This window comes from Marinobacter lacisalsi (assembly GCF_042651045.1).
Taxonomy (GTDB): domain Bacteria; phylum Pseudomonadota; class Gammaproteobacteria; order Pseudomonadales; family Oleiphilaceae; genus Marinobacter; species Marinobacter lacisalsi.
The window spans coordinates 38,479-55,596 of record NZ_JBHSDI010000013.1 but is presented as its reverse complement, the minus strand read 5'-3'; the positions used below and the strand labels follow the sequence as shown (position 1 = coordinate 55,596).

The 17,118-nt window shown below is 60.9% G+C and carries 18 protein-coding genes; 8 read left to right on the top strand and 10 right to left on the bottom strand.

The window, feature by feature from the left end; all coding sequences use genetic code 11:
* Positions 1-26: 26 nt before the first annotated feature.
* Positions 27-1,100, bottom strand: coding sequence for an AI-2E family transporter (locus ACFOZ5_RS10170; protein WP_379886939.1), 1,074 nt, complete (start codon positions 1,098-1,100; stop codon positions 27-29).
* A 195-nt stretch (positions 1,101-1,295) separates the two neighbouring features.
* Between ACFOZ5_RS10170 and ACFOZ5_RS10165 the strand changes: the two genes are divergently transcribed.
* The 3 genes from ACFOZ5_RS10165 (at position 1,296) to ACFOZ5_RS10155 (ending at position 3,171) form a co-directional block, all read left to right on the top strand.
* A complete protein-coding gene (locus tag ACFOZ5_RS10165) occupies positions 1,296-1,640 on the top strand; it encodes a hypothetical protein (protein WP_379886938.1) in 345 nt (114 codons plus the stop codon).
* 179 nt (positions 1,641-1,819) lie between these two features.
* Positions 1,820-2,071, top strand: coding sequence for a hypothetical protein (locus ACFOZ5_RS10160; protein WP_379886937.1), 252 nt, complete (start codon positions 1,820-1,822; stop codon positions 2,069-2,071).
* A 203-nt stretch (positions 2,072-2,274) separates the two neighbouring features.
* Complete coding sequence (locus tag ACFOZ5_RS10155; protein ID WP_379886936.1) at positions 2,275-3,171, top strand: haloalkane dehalogenase; 897 nt, start codon at positions 2,275-2,277, stop codon at positions 3,169-3,171.
* A 20-nt stretch (positions 3,172-3,191) separates the two neighbouring features.
* Here the strand turns inward: ACFOZ5_RS10155 and ACFOZ5_RS10150 are convergent, their stop codons facing one another.
* A complete protein-coding gene (locus ACFOZ5_RS10150; RefSeq protein WP_379886935.1) occupies positions 3,192-3,977 on the bottom strand; it encodes an acyl-CoA thioesterase in 786 nt (261 codons plus the stop codon).
* Between the two features lie 371 nt (positions 3,978-4,348).
* On the opposite strand from ACFOZ5_RS10150, the gene ACFOZ5_RS10145 reads away from it, so the two are divergent.
* Positions 4,349-5,857, top strand: a complete 1,509-nt coding sequence (locus ACFOZ5_RS10145) for a DEAD/DEAH box helicase (protein WP_379886934.1) — start codon at positions 4,349-4,351, stop codon at positions 5,855-5,857.
* Here the strand turns inward: ACFOZ5_RS10145 and ACFOZ5_RS10140 are convergent.
* The 4 genes from ACFOZ5_RS10140 to ACFOZ5_RS10125 form a co-directional block, all read right to left on the bottom strand.
* Positions 5,845-6,357 (bottom strand): dihydrofolate reductase, encoded by a 513-nt coding sequence (locus tag ACFOZ5_RS10140; protein ID WP_379886933.1) that lies wholly within the window; start codon positions 6,355-6,357, stop codon positions 5,845-5,847. The two genes, ACFOZ5_RS10145 and ACFOZ5_RS10140, sit on opposite strands and share 13 nt — an antisense overlap.
* A gap of 391 nt (positions 6,358-6,748) precedes the next feature.
* Complete coding sequence (locus tag ACFOZ5_RS10135; RefSeq protein ID WP_379886932.1) at positions 6,749-7,588, bottom strand: thymidylate synthase; 840 nt, start codon at positions 7,586-7,588, stop codon at positions 6,749-6,751.
* The gene (gene lgt, locus ACFOZ5_RS10130; protein WP_379886931.1) at positions 7,585-8,373 is read right to left on the bottom strand and encodes a prolipoprotein diacylglyceryl transferase; all 789 of its coding nucleotides are present in this window, start codon (positions 8,371-8,373) and stop codon (positions 7,585-7,587) included. The genes ACFOZ5_RS10135 and lgt overlap by 4 nt, the downstream gene beginning before the upstream one ends.
* A 9-nt stretch (positions 8,374-8,382) precedes the next feature.
* Positions 8,383-9,165, bottom strand: a complete 783-nt coding sequence (locus ACFOZ5_RS10125) for a sulfite exporter TauE/SafE family protein (RefSeq protein WP_379887305.1) — start codon at positions 9,163-9,165, stop codon at positions 8,383-8,385.
* 121 nt (positions 9,166-9,286) lie between these two features.
* On the opposite strand from ACFOZ5_RS10125, the gene ACFOZ5_RS10120 reads away from it, so the two are divergent.
* From ACFOZ5_RS10120 to dxs, 4 genes are all read left to right on the top strand, one after another.
* Entirely contained in the window at positions 9,287-10,069 is a 783-nt protein-coding gene (locus tag ACFOZ5_RS10120; RefSeq protein ID WP_379886930.1) for an NRDE family protein, read from the top strand.
* A gap of 90 nt (positions 10,070-10,159) precedes the next feature.
* The gene (locus ACFOZ5_RS10115; RefSeq protein WP_379886929.1) at positions 10,160-10,426 is read left to right on the top strand and encodes an exodeoxyribonuclease VII small subunit; all 267 of its coding nucleotides are present in this window, start codon (positions 10,160-10,162) and stop codon (positions 10,424-10,426) included.
* A gap of 2 nt (positions 10,427-10,428) precedes the next feature.
* Positions 10,429-11,331 carry a polyprenyl synthetase family protein gene (locus tag ACFOZ5_RS10110; protein ID WP_379886928.1) on the top strand — a complete coding sequence of 301 codons (903 nt, stop codon included), beginning with the start codon at positions 10,429-10,431 and terminating at the stop codon, positions 11,329-11,331.
* Positions 11,332-11,433: 102 nt separating this feature from the next.
* Entirely contained in the window at positions 11,434-13,362 is a 1,929-nt protein-coding gene (gene dxs, locus ACFOZ5_RS10105; RefSeq protein ID WP_379886927.1) for a 1-deoxy-D-xylulose-5-phosphate synthase, read from the top strand.
* Positions 13,363-13,549: 187 nt separating this feature from the next.
* On the opposite strand, the gene ribA is transcribed toward dxs, so the two are convergent.
* The 4 genes from ribA to argJ form a co-directional block, all read right to left on the bottom strand.
* Entirely contained in the window at positions 13,550-14,200 is a 651-nt protein-coding gene (ribA, locus tag ACFOZ5_RS10100) for a GTP cyclohydrolase II (RefSeq protein ID WP_379887303.1), read from the bottom strand.
* A 116-nt stretch (positions 14,201-14,316) separates the two neighbouring features.
* Positions 14,317-14,811: a cyclic pyranopterin monophosphate synthase MoaC gene (gene moaC, locus ACFOZ5_RS10095; RefSeq protein WP_379886926.1), complete on the bottom strand. Its 495-nt coding sequence runs from the start codon at positions 14,809-14,811 to the stop codon at positions 14,317-14,319.
* Positions 14,808-15,779 (bottom strand): Nudix family hydrolase, encoded by a 972-nt coding sequence (locus ACFOZ5_RS10090; RefSeq protein ID WP_379886925.1) that lies wholly within the window; start codon positions 15,777-15,779, stop codon positions 14,808-14,810. Before ACFOZ5_RS10090 ends, moaC begins: the two co-directional genes overlap by 4 nt.
* Positions 15,779-16,999 (bottom strand): bifunctional glutamate N-acetyltransferase/amino-acid acetyltransferase ArgJ, encoded by a 1,221-nt coding sequence (argJ, locus tag ACFOZ5_RS10085; RefSeq protein WP_379886924.1) that lies wholly within the window; start codon positions 16,997-16,999, stop codon positions 15,779-15,781. The genes ACFOZ5_RS10090 and argJ overlap by 1 nt, the downstream gene beginning before the upstream one ends.
* Positions 17,000-17,118 lie beyond the last annotated feature (119 nt).

Genomic DNA, 17,118 nt, shown 5'->3' with positions numbered 1-17,118 from the left:
CCACCCGGTAGTGGTGGTCCAGCCCCTTACTCATCCGGACGGGTGTGCACCGGCTCCTGCTCGCTGAACTCCCGGATAAACAGCCCCCAGAATGCCATGAACAACGCCGCCACCAGCGGCCCCATCACGAAACCGTTGATACCGAACATCACCAGACCACCAAGGGTGGAAAGCAGCACGATATAGTCAGGCAGCTTGGTGTCCCGACCCACCAGTATCGGCCGAAGCAGGTTGTCTGCCAGACCGATGACAACGGCCCCGAACGCCGTCAGCACGGCGGCCGGCACGTAGTCACCAATGGCCACCAGGTAGATAGCCACCGGCACCCACACCACGGCCGCACCAACGGCGGGCAGTAGCGAGAAAATCGCCATCACCACACCCCAGAGCACCGCGCCCGTGACACCCAGTATCCAGAAGATCAGGCCACCCAGCGCCCCCTGAACAATGGCGATGAACAGGTTGCCCTTGACCGTGGCCCGTGTGACTTCGGCAAACTTGGTAAACAGCAGTCGCTCACGCTCGTCGCCCAGCGGCAATGCCTGGATCAGCAACTCCACCAGCCGCGAGCCATCCCGCAACAGGAAAAAGGCCAGGTAGATCATCAGCGCCAGGTTGAGAAAAAACTGGAAGGTATTCTGGCCCAGGCCCAGGGCCTGCTTTGCCAGGAACTGGCTGGCGCCCGCGATGCCCGAGGCCATCCGGTCACGCAGCTCGGAAAAGTCCAGGTTAAACTGCGCCAGGAAAGCCTCGATCGCCGGGAACGACTGATTGATCTGGTCGATATACTCCCCTGGACGAATGTCGCCGTCCTGTATCTTCTGGTAGATAAACAGCCCCTCGGCCACCATGGTGGATACAAGGACCATCACCGGAATGATGACGATGAACATGCACGCCAGCAGCGTCAGCAGGGCCACCAGGCTGCGGCGATCACCCAGTCGCCGGACCAGCCACTGCTGCAGGGGATGAAAGATCACGGCAATCGCCACGGCCCAGAAGATCGGCCCCGTAAATGGTTTCAGGAGGAACAGAAAGGCCAGCGAAACCAGTAACAGGCTTGCCAGGAAGGTCCAGCGCTCCAGGCTCTCGTACTTCATTGACAGCATTCCTTTGTGCAGGTCAGACGAATGGTTCCATCGGGCAGCCCGTACAATGGCCAGCAAAGCCCGGATGGCGTTATAGTAATCGGTTTAGGTATTTCCGATAAAGGCCGACTATTTTCAAGTGCCCCGTCGGACCAATCCGGATCAACAGGAAGGTAACGGAGAGCCCAGCGGCTGCGAAAGATCACTATGGTATCAGGCGACGGCTTTAACGAGGAAACCGCATTGCAGGCTGCCGAGGCCCTGACCGGGGTACTGGCGCGCCGGACCCATCGTCGCAAGGTGATGGGGCAGGAGGTACTTGTGCCGGGCCAGCTGGGCGATGCCCTGAAACTGCCACAACTGATCAATCGGCTGAAGAGCCGGCAACAGAGGCAAAGGGACCGGGCGGTGGAGGAATTCGGGACCCTCTGGGAGACCCTTTCCCACGCCACCCGTGATCAGGTATGGCGCCAGCTTGGCTGGTACGACCCGCGTGAACTAAGCTGGGAAGACAAGCGGTCCAATCGTCGCCCTGCCCCTCCCGATTCGTGACCGCGATCGCCGGCTCGGTGAACCGGTGGAAGGTTTCGTACGAACTTTACGTAATGCCTGTTTAATGATTGCCGGACCTTTAAATGTCACATTCGGTCCTTATGGTAAAAACTATTGCCCGACCGATCTCATCACTGATCAGGCGGGCACAGACAGGACAACGAAAAGAAGGAGCCACCATGAGCGAATACCATGATTTTTACGTCGCGCGACTGGCCGAACATAGCACCGTTCCAACCCTGCTGTGCGGTCATTGCCGGTCCATACTGTCCCCAAAGCGGATCTTCGCCAACGACGGTGAGAACCGTTATAGCCTCCCCTGTGACATCATCGGACTGTGCTCCGCAGATGACTGTGGCGCCGTCAACTGCTGTGACGAGGCCATGAAAGGTGCAGAGCAGCAGCACTACGAGAACCGGGTCGCAGTCTGATTCAAATCGATAACGCGCTGTTACTGAAAGCACACACAACAAACCGCCATCTGCTCTAAGCTGTTCCCATTCGATCCTGTGTTTCGTCTGGTTAAATCACCAAGCGGGCAGACCTCTGGCGGGTCTCGGCCGCTGACTGTCGGTGCATTAACCAGACGGAGCATACGGGTACACGCTTGCAATCAGCCAGAGCAGTCGATGGTATGCGTATTCTGAGAACCGACGAATCCCGCTTCCGGGATCTGCCGGACTTTCCTTACCCACCGCAATTTGCGAATGTCGGCACTGACACGCCCTTGCGCCTCCACTATGTGGATCATGGTCCGGTGCAGGCTGCTCCGGTGGTGATGCTACACGGTGAACATGGCTGGTCGTACCTGTACCGTCACATGATGCCATTGGTGGCCAGGGCGGGCCTGCGCGCATTGGTCCCGGACATGATCGGTTTCGGCAAATCCGACAAACCGGCAAGCCAGCAGGACTATTCCTTCGAAAAACATCTGGACTGGCTGGAACGGTGGTTGCTGTCGCTGGACCTGGAGAACATTACCCTGGTCTGCCAGAACCGCAGCTCATTGCTCGCCCTGGCGCTGGTGATGCGCCAGCCAGACCGGTTCAGCCGCATCATCGCAGCCAACGCGGTGATACCGCGCTCTGATCAGGACCATGCTCCGGTATCCGGGCTATGGCAGATGTTTGCAAGCTACAGCCCCTGGTTCCCGGTTCCTCAGCTGATCCAGCTGGGCACCACCCGCCCCCTGACCAAAACAGAACTGGCCGCCTACGACGCCCCTTTTCCGGATGACCGCTACAAGGCGGGAGCGCGCTCTTTTGCCGGCGCCCTGCGGCAGCACCACAAGGACCTGAACCGTCAGCGCCTGTGGCATTTTCTGGAGAGCTGGCAGAAGCCTTTCATTACCTGTTTCAGTGACTCTGACGCCGGCACCCGGGGCGGGCACCGGCCCTTGCAGCGCCGCATTCCCGGCGCACTGGGCCAACCCCATATCACGTTGTCAGGCGGCCATTTCCTGCAGGAGGATGCCGCTGACAGCTTCGCCCGGGTCATTATCGACGCCTGCCGCCCCAGTCTGGCGGCCTGAGCGACAGGCGCCTCGACGTATCAGCCGAAGACCACCACGGTCTGCCGGCTGATCGCCACCAGCTCACCCTTGCGATTCCAGATCTCGGCGTGAATATGGCCGTAACCCTCACCGGCCTGGTCAATCGTCGCCTTGTATAGCAGCCACTCATCCGGCCGGACCTCCGGACGGGGGTGCACAAGCTCCACCGACCAGGACAGCGAGCTTGACGGCACCCGGTCTTTAAGATGCGATAGCAGCGCAGGGGGCCAGGCGTCGATCAGGTTGATGACACCGGCATCGCCAAGCTCAGCCGGCGGCTCACGGAACTTCATCCAGCCGCCCATTTCGCGTCCACCCTTGCCGCTGAACGGCAGCCCACCATAGCACCATCGCATCTCGATGAACTGGGTAAAGCTTGGCATCAGGCCCTCGATGTAAGGGGTCGGAGTACAATCCTCGGGCGGCGGGGCATCGGGCGCGTCCAGTGGCGACACGGTAACGGAGGAGTCACGTCCGCCGCCAAAACTACCCAGGGCCACCGCTCGGGTGCTGCCATCCTGTACCATGCGCACCATGGCCTGGCTTGCCGACTTACCTTCGCGCAGCAGCTCCGCTTCCAGGCTTACGGGAAGCCCGGGCTCCACCGGCCCCACGAATGACACCTGCATCGCCCGCATCGGGCGCCCGGGGGTGACCACGTCCTGCATCCGTTCATAGGCCAGGGCTCCGACGAGGCCGCCGAAAGTGGCACGACCCTGGGCCCACTCGGCCGGCAGGGTCACCTCGTTGTTCGAGACAGATGCAAGAATTTCCTCAAAGGTCATGACGGCTTGAACTCCAGATTATTCGTGAGGTTGCGTATTAAAGCAGAGCCAAAGACTGCCCCAAACCTTGGCCGGAGACAAGTCGCGTTGGCAAATACCTACGGCGGAATCATCATCGGCGCTGTAAAAGCGGCGACTAACCCAGTATACTGCGCCGCGTCATTGTCAGGACAGTGACCAGATCCACGGACGCCCTTCCAAAGAAGCGGTCGGTCTGTGACGATACCAGCCGGGTTTATGGGGTGAGAGTAACGAGCTACCCCGACGCGCTCAGCCGGTAGCATCAGGAGCCTCGCATTCTTTTCCACCGGCCTCATGCAGTTGCCGGACTCCAGATTTTGGCTCCCCCACCCCGAATACCAGGTAATTTAATGTCTGAAAAAACCTTTGCCGAACTCGGCCTCGATCCGGCCGTGCTTGAGGCTGTCCGTACTGTTGGCTATGAAATCCCGTCACCCATCCAGGCCCAGGCGATCCCGATCCTTCTGGAAGGCCACAACCTGCTGGGTGTTGCCCAGACAGGTACCGGCAAGACAGCCGCTTTCGCGCTGCCGCTGCTGAGCCGCATCAACGCTGACGACCTCTCGACCCAGATTCTGGTGCTGACGCCAACCCGTGAGCTGGCTATCCAGGTGGCGGAAGCCTTCACCACCTATGCCAGCGGCTTCAAACACCTGAATGTGCTGCCGATCTATGGCGGCGCTGATTTTACCCCACAGCTCAAAGCCCTCGGCCGGGGCGCCCAGGTCATTGTGGGCACACCGGGACGTTTGCTGGACCACCTGCGTCGCGGCAAGGTGAAGCTGAACAATCTGCAGGCCCTGGTGCTGGATGAAGCCGACGAAATGCTGCGTATGGGCTTTATCGACGATGTCGAGGCCATCCTTGCCACTACTCCGGACAGCTGCCAGCGGGCGCTGTTCTCGGCCACCATGCCGCCAGCCATCGCCCGGGTCGCCAACACTTACCTGAGCGACGCCCGGGAAGTGAAGATCAAGAGCGAAACCCGCACCGTGGAGCGCATTGCCCAGTACGTGCTGCCCACCTTCGGCGATCGCAAACTGGATGCCCTGACCCGCATTCTGGAAGTAGAGCCCATCGACGCGGCAATCATTTTCGTGCGCACGAAAGCAGAAACCACGCTGCTGTCGGAAAAACTGGCGGCCCGCGGCCATTCAGTCGCCCCCCTGAACGGCGACCTGAACCAGCGCCAGCGGGAAATGACGGTGGAAGACCTGAAGCGGGGTAAGAAAGACATCATCGTCGCCACGGATGTGGCGGCAAGGGGCCTGGACGTACCCAGGGTGAGCCACGTCATCAACTATGACGTGCCTTACGACAGCGAAGCCTATATCCACCGGGTGGGCCGTACCGGCCGTGCCGGGCGCGAGGGCAAGGCCATCCTGCTGGTGACCCCGCGGGAGCGCAGCTGGTTGCGCACCCTGGAGCGGGCGACCAACTCCCCCATGCAAGCCTACGAACTACCGACTCCGGCTGCCTTGCAGAAGCTGCGCCAGGAGCAGTTCGAGAGCCAGCTGATGGGCTTTGCCGAAGATCGCAAGGTCGCCAAGGCCATGGGATTGCTGGACGATATTGCCGAGCGCAATGACATCGACATGGCCATGCTGGCCGGCGCCCTGGCCTGCTGGATGGAATCAGCCCAGCCTGGCACCATGCCGCTGGAGACTCCGTCGGAGCTGCCGGTGCCCTCCGCCAACCCGCCCAAGGGCAGGGGTGGCCCGGGCGGCAAACGCAACTTCCGTAAGGGTGGCCCGGGTGGCAAGCCCGGCGGCTATCGTGGCAACAAGCCCGGCGGTAAACCGGGCGGCAAGCGTGACGGCGGCTTCAAACCCGCCGGCAAGCGACGTCAGGCAGACTGAGGTCTGTCGTAGACGACGAAACTGTAGTCGTAGGGATTGTTGTCGGACGCGGAGAAGTCCTCCCGTCCGATTTCCCGCCACTGCTCCAGGTCCACTTCCGGAAAGAAGGCATCGCCATCGATCTCCGCGTGGACCTGGGTAATGTAGATGCGGTCGGTTTCCGGTAGCACCGCTTCGTAGATCTGCCCTCCCCCGATCACCATCACCTCGTCAATACCATCCAGCATGGCCTGGGCTTCGGCCTTCTTGAACGCTTCCTCCAGAGTCCCGACTTTCGCCACACCTGGTGGCAACTCAAGCTCTTTTGAAGACACCACGATGTTCAGTCGTCCAGGCAGGGCTTTGCCAATGGACTCCCAGGTCTTGCGACCCATGATGATGGGCTTGCCCATGGTGGCCTGCTTGAAATACTTCAGGTCCCCCGGCAGATACCACGGGAGCTTGTTGTTGCGGCCTATGACCCGGTTGCGGGACATGGCTACTATTAGTGCTTTTCGCATGACTACAAATCCTTGGTGCTGTCCGGTAACTAGGGGGCTGGGACTGCTACCGGGTAGGCTTTTCCGGAACACGCCGTAAATCCATCCCTGGAGGCTCTTCGAAAACGTCCCTGTTTTCGAAGGTTCCGGAAAAGCCTACCCGGCATCAGCCCCTCGAACTTTTCAGTGGGCCCGAAAGATAGGAGTTCAGTCCTTTAAGGGCTCATCATAACCGCTGCCAAACTTATTGCTCTGGGCGTACGGGTGACTGGGGACCCTTTCCGAATACCTTCGAAAACAGGGACGTTTTCGAAGAGCCTACATGGACGTATTCACGGCGTGTTTCGGAAAGGGTCACCAGTTACCCGTGCGCATGGCACCCAAGTCTCGGTTAGGCACCCCAAGAGAGGTTTCAGATAGCAATAGGCGCCTTGATCACACCCTGAGGCTCATAACCCTCAACTTCAAAATCCTCATACTCGTACTCGAATATGGAGTCCGGCTTCCGCAAAATCCGCAGTGTCGGCAAAGGCCCGGGCTTACGCTTGAGCTGCTCGAACACAATGTCATCGGTCAGATGGTTCTGGTACAGGTGGCAATCACCAAAGGTGTGCACAAACTCACCCACCTCCAGATCACACTGCTGCGCAATCATATGGGTCAGCAGACTGTAGGACGCAATATTGAACGGCACCCCCAGAAACAGGTCTGCACTGCGCTGATACAGCTGGCAGGACAAACGCCCGTCCGCCACATAGAACTGGAACAGACAGTGGCACGGCGCCAGCGCCATACGGCCCTCGCGGGCGTTATCCTGGGGCCCCATGGACTCGTCCGGCAGCTCCGCCGGGTTCCAGGCCGTCACGATATGACGACGGGAATTGGGCTTGGTACGGATCTGCTCGATCACCTCGCTGATCTGGTCCACTACCCGGCCATCGGGGCATTGCCAGCTGCGCCACTGCTTGCCGTAGATAGGGCCGAGGTCGCCATTGTCGAGCGCCCACTCATCCCAGATACTGACCTTGCGCTCCTTCAACCAGTTATTGTCCGTGGACCCCTGCAGGAACCAGAGCAGCTCATAGACAATGCTGCGCAAATGCACCTTCTTCGTGGTCAGCAACGGGAACCCCTGCTGCAGGTCAAACCGCAACTGGCGGCCGAACACCGAACGGGTGCCCACGCCTGTGCGGTCGCCCTTGTCGGTGCCATTGGCAACCACATCGTTCATCAGATCAAGATAGGCTTTCATGACTTCGCGCCTCTGTATGCAAATACCATCAGCAGCGCTCCAGCGATCACCATCGGCAGTGACAGCAACTGCCCCATGGTCAGCCAGTCGAACGCCAGGTAACCCAGCTGGGGGTCCGGCTGACGGAAAAATTCCACGATAACCCTGAAACAGCCGTACAGGATCAGGAACAACCCGGAAACCGCCATTGTGGGACGCGGCTTCGACGAGAATAGCCAGAGGATGGCAAACAACGCCACGCCTTCAAGGGCAAACTGGTATAGCTGGGACGGATGCCGCGCCAGGGCATCAGGCGCCTGGGGAAATACCATGCCCCAGGGCACATCGGTAGGCCTCCCCCACAGCTCACCATTGATAAAGTTGCCAATGCGCCCGGCGCCCAGGCCCACAGGTACCAGCGGTGCCACAAAATCCGCTATCCGGAAGAAGCCACAACCAAGCTTACGCCCATACCACCACATGGCCAGCATGACGCCAATCAGCCCGCCATGGAAGGCCATGCCGCCCTCCCAGACCCGAAACAGCCAGAGCGGGTCCGCGGCAAACTGATCAAAATTGTAGAACACCACATAGCCAAAACGGCCACCAAGGATAACGCCCAACGCGATGTAGAACAGCAGATCCCCGACCTGCTGCTCATTGAGCGGCGTCCACTCCTTGCGCGCCCGGACTTTGCCCAGCCACCAGCCAACAGCAAAGCCCACCAGGTAAGTCAGGCCGTACCAGTGGACTTTCAGGGGACCAACGGAAATGGCCACGGGATCAAACTGCGGGTGTTTCAGCATGGACAGACCTCAGAACAGGAAGCGGATGCCAACAATCAGCAACAGAATAGCGAACAGGCGTTTCAACAGTCTGGCATCAAGTTTGTGGGCCAGGATCGCACCAAAACGGGCAAAAAACATGCTGGTCGCCACAATACCGATCAATGCCGGCAGATAGACAAAACCCAACGCATAGTCCGGCAGTGACGGGTGCTCCCACCCGGTCCAGACGTTGGCAGCCGCACCGGCGATGGCAATGGGCAAACCGCAGGCTGCAGACGTGGCCACCGCCTGCTGCATCTGCACGCTGCGCCAGCTCAGAAACGGCACGGTCAGCGTTCCCCCGCCAATGCCGAAAATGGCCGACCCCCAACCGATCACGCCGCCTGCGCCGGCCAGCGCAGGCTCACCCGGTACGGGCCTGGCCGCCTTCGGTTTCACGTCCAGCAGCATCTTCAGGCCCACCAGGATGACAAAAATCCCGATGATCAGTTCCAATGCCGGGCCGCTCAGCAGGGAGGCCGTCCAGGCTCCCAGCACGGCCCCTGCCACGATGCCCACCGCCATGGGTCGGAACAACTCCCAGCGGACCGCGCCTTTCAGGTGGTGGGACCGGATGGAGCTCAGGGAAGTGAACACAATGGTGGCCAGGGACGTACCCACCGCAAGGTGGGCAGCGATTTCCGCGCTGATACCCTGCAGCCCGAAACTGAAAATCAGCACCGGAACAATCACCAGGCCGCCACCAATACCGAAAAGGCCTGCCAGGGTGCCCGCCAGCGCGCCAAGGGCCAGGTAAAGCCCGAAAACCAGAATCAGGGACATGAACACCGCCGTCCGTAGAAAAACAAAGCGTGTATCATACACAAAGCATTAGTGTCCCGTCAGGGCACTAGACTCAGCATTTCCTGCGCTCGTAACCAGACGGAATCCTATGTGCCTTATCCTCTTTGCCATTGACCAGCACCGTGACTACCCCCTGGTACTGGCTGCCAACCGGGATGAATTCCACGATCGCCCCACCACATCCATGCATTGGTGGCCAGGGGAAAACCTGCTGGCAGGACGTGACGACCGCTCCGGGGGAACCTGGCTCGCGGTCTCTCCCGAGGGCGTTGTCAGCGCGGTCACCAATGTCCGTGAAGGCAGCGGGGAACCGGGGCGACTGACCCGGGGCAAGCTGCCACTGATGATTCAGCAACAGCCCCGACACGAGATCCGGCAGCACCTTGCCGACAATGGCAACCTCTATGGCGGTTTCAACCTGATTCAGCTCGCCCACCAGCAGCAGGGCTGGTACTACAGCAACCGGGACGCTCACCCTGGCCGGAATCTTTACCGGGGTACCTATGGTGTCAGCAACCATCTGCTACAAAGCCCCTGGCCGAAACTGGTCCGGCTGCGGGAACAGCTGCGCACCACCCTGGCAGCAGCTGACCCGAAAGCGCCGGACCACCTGCATGAGGCTCTTCTGGAACAGTTGCAGGACACCACGCCAGCGCCGGACCACCTGCTGCCGGATACCGGTATCGGGCTGGAGCGGGAGCGCTTCCTGTCATCGCCCTTTATCCAGTCCGAGCTCTACGGCACCCGGGCCAGCACGGTGGTGACCCTGGCCCGTAACGGTGAAGTACGGGTCACCGAACAGACCTGGCTCAGGGCTGGAGCGGCCGATGAGAGACAGCATTTCTGCTGGCACCGACCCGCCAGGACCTGAGGATGGCACCAGAGGTTCGGCGCGGAACAACGCTCTGATATACTGGCCGCTAATCCACCCACGACCTTTGTGAAGCTGACGGAGCGCCCCATGGCTGACACCCCGGAAACGACATCCATCGCCGATTTCGAGAAGTCCCTGGCCGAACTGGAAGGGCTGGTAAGGGACCTGGAACAGGGCGAGCTGTCACTGGAGCAGTCCCTGGGGGCGTTCGAGCGGGGCGTGAAGCTGACCCGTGACTGCCAGCAGGCGCTTCGTCAGGCAGAGCAACGGGTTCAACAGCTGGTGGAGCGGGACGACGGAACCCTGGAAAGCCGGCCATTCAACCCTCCGGAAGATGGCGGGGAGCAGGACTGACGATGCACCACGCCTCCACCGTCGATTTCCTCGCCACCTGTGCCACACTGACTGACGACACCCTGGCGCAACGACTACCGGACGAGACTATCGAGCCAGCGCGCTTGCACTCAGCCATGCGATATAGCGTACTCGGCGGTGGCAAGCGCATCCGACCGGCCCTGGCAATGGCGGCTGCCACTGCGGTTGGTGGCCAACCGGAGCAGGCACTGGTGGCGGCCTGTGCGGTGGAGGTGGTTCACGCCTATTCCCTGATTCACGATGATCTGCCAGCGATGGACGATGATGAACTGCGCCGTGGCCGGCCCACCACCCATATCCAGTACGATGAGGCAACCGCGATTCTGGCCGGCGACGCCCTGCAGGCACTGGCGTTCGAATGGCTTTCCACCGAGCCCGGCCTGACCGTGGAAACCCGCCTCGCCATGGTCCGGCGTCTCGCAAGGGCAAGTGGCAGTGTCGGCATGGTGGGCGGCCAGGCTATCGACCTGGGCGCCGTCGGAAAAAACCTTTCCCTGGAACAACTGGAACAGATGCATCGCCGCAAGACGGGCGCTCTGATCGAGGCTTGCGTGCATCTGGGTGTCCTCTCTGTAAAGGGTGACCAGGGCGGCGAAACTCTGCAACAGGCGCAACTGGCCACTTACGCCCGGGCCATCGGCCTGGCGTTCCAGGTCCAGGATGACCTGCTGGATATCGAGGGCGACACGAGCGTTATCGGCAAGCCCCAGGGCTCGGACCTGGCCCGCAGTAAACCTACCTACCCGGCGCTGATGGGGGTTGACGGTGCCCGGGACTACCTTGCCACACTGTTGCAACAGTGCCGGCAAAGCCTGGCGACCTTTGGCCCGGAAGCCGATGCTCTGAGAGGTATGGCGCAGTTCGTGGTATCACGACGCTACTGAAACCACTCTCTCCATCACCTATAATGGACGTTTTCGCCCTATGGGCCGCCAGCCGGACCAGGCACCAACGTTCCCGAAATCACCGACACAAGACCCGGACGGATGCAGGACAACGATATTTTCAAGGAAATCCCTTCCCAGCGGCCTCACACGCCGCTATTGGACCGGATCGAGACGCCGGACCAGCTCCGACTGCTGTCGGAAGAAGATCTGCCGGCGCTGGCCCGGGAACTGCGCGCGTTCCTGCTATGGACCGTGGGTCAGAGCGGTGGGCACTTCGGCGCCGGCCTGGGCGTGCTGGAACTGACCGTTGCCCTGCACTACGTGTTCAACACGCCGGAAGACCGCCTGGTCTGGGATGTGGGCCACCAGGCCTACCCCCACAAGATCCTCACCGGACGCCGGGGACGGATGGGCAGCATCCGCCAGAAAGACGGGCTCGCCGGATTCCCCAAGCGCTCGGAAAGTGAATACGACACCTTCGGGGTGGGTCATTCAAGCACGTCTATCAGCGCCGCCCTGGGCATGGCCCTGGCAGCCAGGCTCCAGCAGACCGGCCGCCACAGCATTGCCGTTATCGGGGATGGCGCCATGACCGCTGGCATGGCTTTCGAAGCACTGAATCATGCCGGCCACCTGGAAGCCGACATGCTGGTGATCCTGAACGACAATGACATGTCCATTTCCAGAAATGTTGGAGGCCTGTCGAACTACTTTTCCCGCCTGCTGTCCAGCCGCACCTATAACCAGGTGCGGGACAGTGGCAAGAAGGTACTGCAGGCCGCGCCTCCTCTGATGGCCCTGGCCCGCAAGACCGAAGAACATTTCAAGGGCATGATTGCCCCGGGCACCCTGTTTGAAGAACTGGGTTTCAACTATATCGGCCCTATCGACGGCCATGACCTGCCGCTTCTTGTGGATACCCTGGAAAACATTCGTGAGCTGAGCGGCCCCCAGTTCCTTCATGTGGTGACCCACAAGGGCAAGGGCTTTGCTCCGGCGGAAAAAGACCCCATTGGCTACCACGCGATCAACAAGATCGAGCCATTGCCACCGAACAGACCGGAACCGGTAAAGCCCAAACCCAAGTTACCCAAGTACGCCAATGTGTTCGGGCAGTGGTTATGTGACGCCGCAGAGCAGGATGACCGCATTGTCGGTATCACGCCGGCCATGTGCGAAGGCTCGGATCTGCTGGCTTTTTCACAGCGCTTTCCTGACCGGTACCACGATGTGGCGATCGCCGAGCAGCATTCGGTAACGCTGGCGGCTGGCCTGGCCTGCGACGGCGCCAAACCAGTGGTGGCCATTTATTCCACATTCCTGCAGCGTGCCTACGACCAGCTGATTCACGATGTGGCGATCCAGAATCTGGATGTACTTTTCGCTATTGATCGCGCCGGCCTTGTGGGAGCCGATGGCCCAACCCATGCCGGTGCTTTCGATATCAGCTTTCTGCGCTGCGTGCCCAATATGGTGGTGATGACACCATCGGATGAGAACGAAACCCGGCGGTTGCTGCAGACCGGGCTGATGCATGAGGGGCCGGCCGCCGTTCGTTATCCCCGGGGCACGGGCCCCGGAGCCGTTATCCAGCAGGAGCTGGACGTTCTGCCGATCGGCAGGGGCCGAATTGTTCGTGAGGGTGAATCCGTAGCCATCCTTAATTTTGGCACCCGGCTATCAGCCGCCCTGGAGGCGGCGGAAAACCTTAATGCAACCGTTGCCGACATGCGCTTCGTCAAACCGCTGGATGAAGACCTGGTGGCGGAGCTGGTGGCCGCACACGATCTCGTGGTGACCCTTGAGGAAAATGCCATCGCCGGGGGCGCAGGCAGTGCGGTAACGGAATTCCTTAACCGGGAGGGGGTCGCCAGGGCGGTGCTCCAGCTAGGCCTGCCAGACCGTTACATTGACCACGGCAGCCATGATGAGCAACTGAGCGAGGTGGGGCTGGATGCTGCTGGCATTGAGTCTGCTATTCGCAAGCGGTGGCGCTCAGGTAAGCCGGAACTGAAGGCTGCACCATAAGACTGCGAGAGATGGGGCTGGTGCCGGGATAAGGAGGAGCTTTCTCCGCTGCAATTCACGGTCCTTCCCTGGACCGACCTTGCACCGCGACATCCATGTCGCTGCTCCGAAAGCTCCCCCTTACCCCGGCACCGTCAGACTTGTGGAGTCATCCGCTTTTGGTCCCAGCCTTCCTGTATGCAAATAACTACTGCGGATCATCGTCCTGATGAGTTTCCAGCCAGTGTCCCAGCTTGCTCTGCTTCGTGTTGAGGTAGTGTTCGTTGTGGGGATTACGCCCCACATGCAGCGGTACGCGCTCAACCACATCAATGCCCAGGGCACGCAGTGAATCCACCTTGCGGGGATTGTTGGTCATCAGTCTGAGGCTGCGAATGCCCAGATGGCCGAGCATATCCTTGCACATGGTGTAATCCCGCAGATCAGCCGCAAAACCGAGGCGCTCGTTGGCTTCTACCGTGTCCGCCCCCTCGTCCTGCAATTTATAGGCACGGATCTTGTTAAGCAGACCGATACCACGGCCTTCCTGGCGCAGGTACATGAGGATGCCACGGCCTTCTTTGGCGATGCTGCGCAGGGCTTCTTCCAGCTGGTAACCGCAATCACAGCGCATGCTGTAAAGGGCGTCGCCGGTCAGGCATTCGGAATGGGTGCGGGCCAGCATGGGCTCGGCGCTGTCCAGATCTCCCAGCGTCAGGGCAACGTGTTCCTTGCCGGTGTCCGGCTCTTCGAAACCGTGCATCTGGAAGACGCCGAACGGCGTGGGCAGACGACAGGTCTGGACGTAACGAACGACCACAGTGTTTCCTCGTAGATCCTGGTGCAATGAGCGGGGCATTCTAGCAGATGGCGGCCAGCCGGCGTAGTTCAAGATAACTCCTTTGGGCCAGGCTCTGGCCGCTTTACCGTAAGGACACTTGCTTCTACGCCCGGGCGGGCCGATCGGATGCGCCCTTAAGCCTGATCTCCGGCCTGCGAGGCCTGCCAATGACCGCTGCGGCCGCCCTTTTTTTCCAGCAGTCGTACAGCGGTGATCTCCATGCCCCGGTCCACAGCCTTGCACATATCGTAAAGCGTCAATGCCGCGACACTGACGGCGGTCAGGGCCTCCATTTCCACCCCGGTCTGGCCAGCCAGTTTACAGCTGGCTTCAATATGCACTGATGATGGATCTCTCTCCGGCGTCAATGCCACTTTTACCGATGACAGGTTCAGGGCGTGGCACAGGGGAATCAGGTCATGGGTCTTCTTAGCGGCCATGATGCCGGCCACCCGCGCTACCGCCAGTACGTCCCCCTTCGGATGCTCTCCATCCACGATCATGGCAAGGGTTTTCGGGTCCATGAGGATACGCCCCTCCGCTACGGCTTCGCGCTGGGTCACGTCCTTGCTGGCCACGTCCACCATGCGGGCCGCGCCCTGATCGTCGAGATGTGTCAGTTTACTCATGTCGCCTCCGTTGATTGGGTGGACCACCACCAGGAAATGCCAGCGATACCCTGACCGCCGCTTTTAATAGCCCGGTCGAGCAGTTCCGGAGCGGTACCGCCCAAAGCGTAGACAGGCAGTACCGCATGATTTGCCAGCTCGGCAAACCGCTCCCAGCCCATACCCTCGGCATCCGGGTGAGAGCGGGTTGGCAGTACCGGCCCCAGGGTCGCGTAGTCCGCGCCTATGGCTGCGGCGTGGGCAAGTTCGTCCCTGTTATGGCAGGAAACACCAAACCAGTGACCCTCCGGCACCGGTCGTCCGGAAAGGACCGCGGCCCGGCGCCAGGAAAGGTGGACACCTGCCACCGGAAACTCGCCCACAAGCTCGGGGCGGTCGTGTACCAGCAGTTCCACTGCCGGCAGTCGTTGCAAACAGCGTTCGACCACCTCAGTGTACGCCTCCAGGGACAGTGACGGCAGCCGCAGCATGACCAGTGAAGGGCCCTGACGCTCGACACCAAGAACACAGCGGTCTATCGCCTCACCATAACCGGCAACATCGCCGGTTATGGCAAGCTGCCGTGGCAGACGGATGGCACTGATAATAGGCCGGTTGGCAGCGGGAAAATCGCTGGCGCGCAGTTCGTCCGGCGTCAACCAGAACACCGGCTGCCCCTCGACACCATGAGGGTCTCCCGCTGACTCCAGGGCCTGCCAGACGTCCAGAAACACCTCCTTGTCGCCATAATCATGGCGGATGCCGATAAGGGGCTGCAGATGTTCCGGCATCACGGTCACGGCGGTTTCCTCCAGCAGCTCCCGGGCCAGCGCCTGCTGGACACTCTCGTCGGGCTCCACCTTGCCACCGGGGAATTCCAGTAGCCCGCCCTGATGCGAGCGCTCCGGTCGTCGGGCAATCAGCAGACGACCGCCCCGCCAGATCACGCCCACTGCGACATGGACGATGTCTTTGCCGCCATCCGCCATCAGGTGCGGTACTCCGCATTGATGGTGACATAGTCATGGGAAAAGTCGCAGGTCCAGACCGTTTCCTCGATACGCCCCCGCTTGAGATCAATGCGGATGGTGATTTCGTCCTGGTCCATCACCGCCTGGCCGCGCTGTTCCGTGTAGTCGTCGGCACGGCCACCATCCCGCACCAGACAGACGTCCCCAAGGTAAATCTCCACGGCCTCCAGATCGAGACCTTCAACACCGGCACGCCCGACCGCAGCCAGGATCCGACCCCAGTTCGGATCCGAGGCAAACAGGGCGGTTTTCACCAGTGGCGAGTGGGCTACCGTGTAGGCGACATCAAGAGCCTCCCGCTGACCGGCTGCGCCCGCAACGTTAATGCTGACAAACTTGGTGGCACCTTCCCCATCCCTGACGATGGCGTGAGCCAGCTCCAGGTAGACCCCTTCCAGGGCGTCCCGCAGAACCTCGTAGTGATCGCTCTCCACGGTGGCCACCCCGGCTCCCGACTGCCCTGTAGCAATCAGCATGCACGCGTCGTTGGTGGAGGTGTCGCCGTCGATGGTAATCCGGTTGAAGGATTTCTCGCCCAGCTCACGGCTCAGCCTCTGCAGTACTGCTGGTGAAATGGACGCATCCGTCGCAATAAACCCGAGCATGGTGGCCATATTCGGGCGGATCATTCCCGCACCCTTGCTGATGCCCGAGATCGTCACCACCTTGCCGTCAATCTCCAGCCGGCGGGTGGCTCCCTTGGGGCGGGTGTCAGTGGTCATGATGCCCGCAGCGGCCTCTGCCCAGTGGTCCCCGGACAGGTCAGCGAGCGCCGCCGGTAATGCGGCGACGATCTTGTCCACCGGCAGGGGTTCGCCAATCACGCCGGTGGAGAATGGCAGTATCGAGTGGCCACGCACTCCCGCCTCTTTTGCAAGGGCCTCGCAACAGGCATTGGCATCACTCAGCCCACGGGCGCCGGTGCCGGCATTGGCGTTGCCTGTGTTGATCAGCAGGTATCGGGGCTCGCCCTCGGCCAGGTGCTCGCGAGTCACATGGACAGGCGCGGCACAGAACTGGTTCGTGGTGAAAATGCCGGCCACACGGCTACCTTTCTCCAGCTCCATGACGACCACATCGTTTCGACCGGGCTTCTTGATACCAGCACTGGCGATACCCAACCGGACGCCGGCGACGGGATAAAACTGCTCGGGTAATGTTGCGGGACCTACCGCCATAACCTCCTCCTGTACGACCGGGCGCAGCCGGTCACCTCAACTTGTCTTTCAGGATAAAAAAACCCGCAGCCCCGATGATCCCGAGGTGCGGGTGTCTGCTTGTCAATCCAGTTGCCGCG

Bases quoted from the DNA above. Each gene is read 5' to 3' on its own strand.
- ACFOZ5_RS10150 (WP_379886935.1), bottom strand. From the start codon at position 3,977: ATGACCTTTGAGGAAATTCTTGCATCTGTCTCGAACAACGAGGTGACC.
- ACFOZ5_RS10145 (WP_379886934.1), top strand. From the start codon at position 4,349: ATGTCTGAAAAAACCTTTGCCGAACTCGGCCTCGATCCGGCCGTGCTT.
- ACFOZ5_RS10140 (WP_379886933.1), bottom strand. From the start codon at position 6,357: ATGCGAAAAGCACTAATAGTAGCCATGTCCCGCAACCGGGTCATAGGC.
- dxs (WP_379886927.1), top strand. From the start codon at position 11,434: ATGCAGGACAACGATATTTTCAAGGAAATCCCTTCCCAGCGGCCTCAC.
- ACFOZ5_RS10120 (WP_379886930.1), top strand. From the start codon at position 9,287: ATGTGCCTTATCCTCTTTGCCATTGACCAGCACCGTGACTACCCCCTG.
- ACFOZ5_RS10155 (WP_379886936.1), top strand. From the start codon at position 2,275: ATGCGTATTCTGAGAACCGACGAATCCCGCTTCCGGGATCTGCCGGAC.
- ACFOZ5_RS10170 (WP_379886939.1), bottom strand. From the start codon at position 1,100: ATGAAGTACGAGAGCCTGGAGCGCTGGACCTTCCTGGCAAGCCTGTTA.
- ribA (WP_379887303.1), bottom strand. From the start codon at position 14,200: ATGCCCCGCTCATTGCACCAGGATCTACGAGGAAACACTGTGGTCGTT.
- ACFOZ5_RS10165 (WP_379886938.1), top strand. From the start codon at position 1,296: ATGGTATCAGGCGACGGCTTTAACGAGGAAACCGCATTGCAGGCTGCC.
- ACFOZ5_RS10110 (WP_379886928.1), top strand. From the start codon at position 10,429: ATGCACCACGCCTCCACCGTCGATTTCCTCGCCACCTGTGCCACACTG.
- ACFOZ5_RS10090 (WP_379886925.1), bottom strand. From the start codon at position 15,779: ATGGCGGATGGCGGCAAAGACATCGTCCATGTCGCAGTGGGCGTGATC.
- moaC (WP_379886926.1), bottom strand. From the start codon at position 14,811: ATGAGTAAACTGACACATCTCGACGATCAGGGCGCGGCCCGCATGGTG.
- argJ (WP_379886924.1), bottom strand. From the start codon at position 16,999: ATGGCGGTAGGTCCCGCAACATTACCCGAGCAGTTTTATCCCGTCGCC.
- ACFOZ5_RS10115 (WP_379886929.1), top strand. From the start codon at position 10,160: ATGGCTGACACCCCGGAAACGACATCCATCGCCGATTTCGAGAAGTCC.
- lgt (WP_379886931.1), bottom strand. From the start codon at position 8,373: ATGCTGAAACACCCGCAGTTTGATCCCGTGGCCATTTCCGTTGGTCCC.
- ACFOZ5_RS10135 (WP_379886932.1), bottom strand. From the start codon at position 7,588: ATGAAAGCCTATCTTGATCTGATGAACGATGTGGTTGCCAATGGCACC.
- ACFOZ5_RS10160 (WP_379886937.1), top strand. From the start codon at position 1,820: ATGAGCGAATACCATGATTTTTACGTCGCGCGACTGGCCGAACATAGC.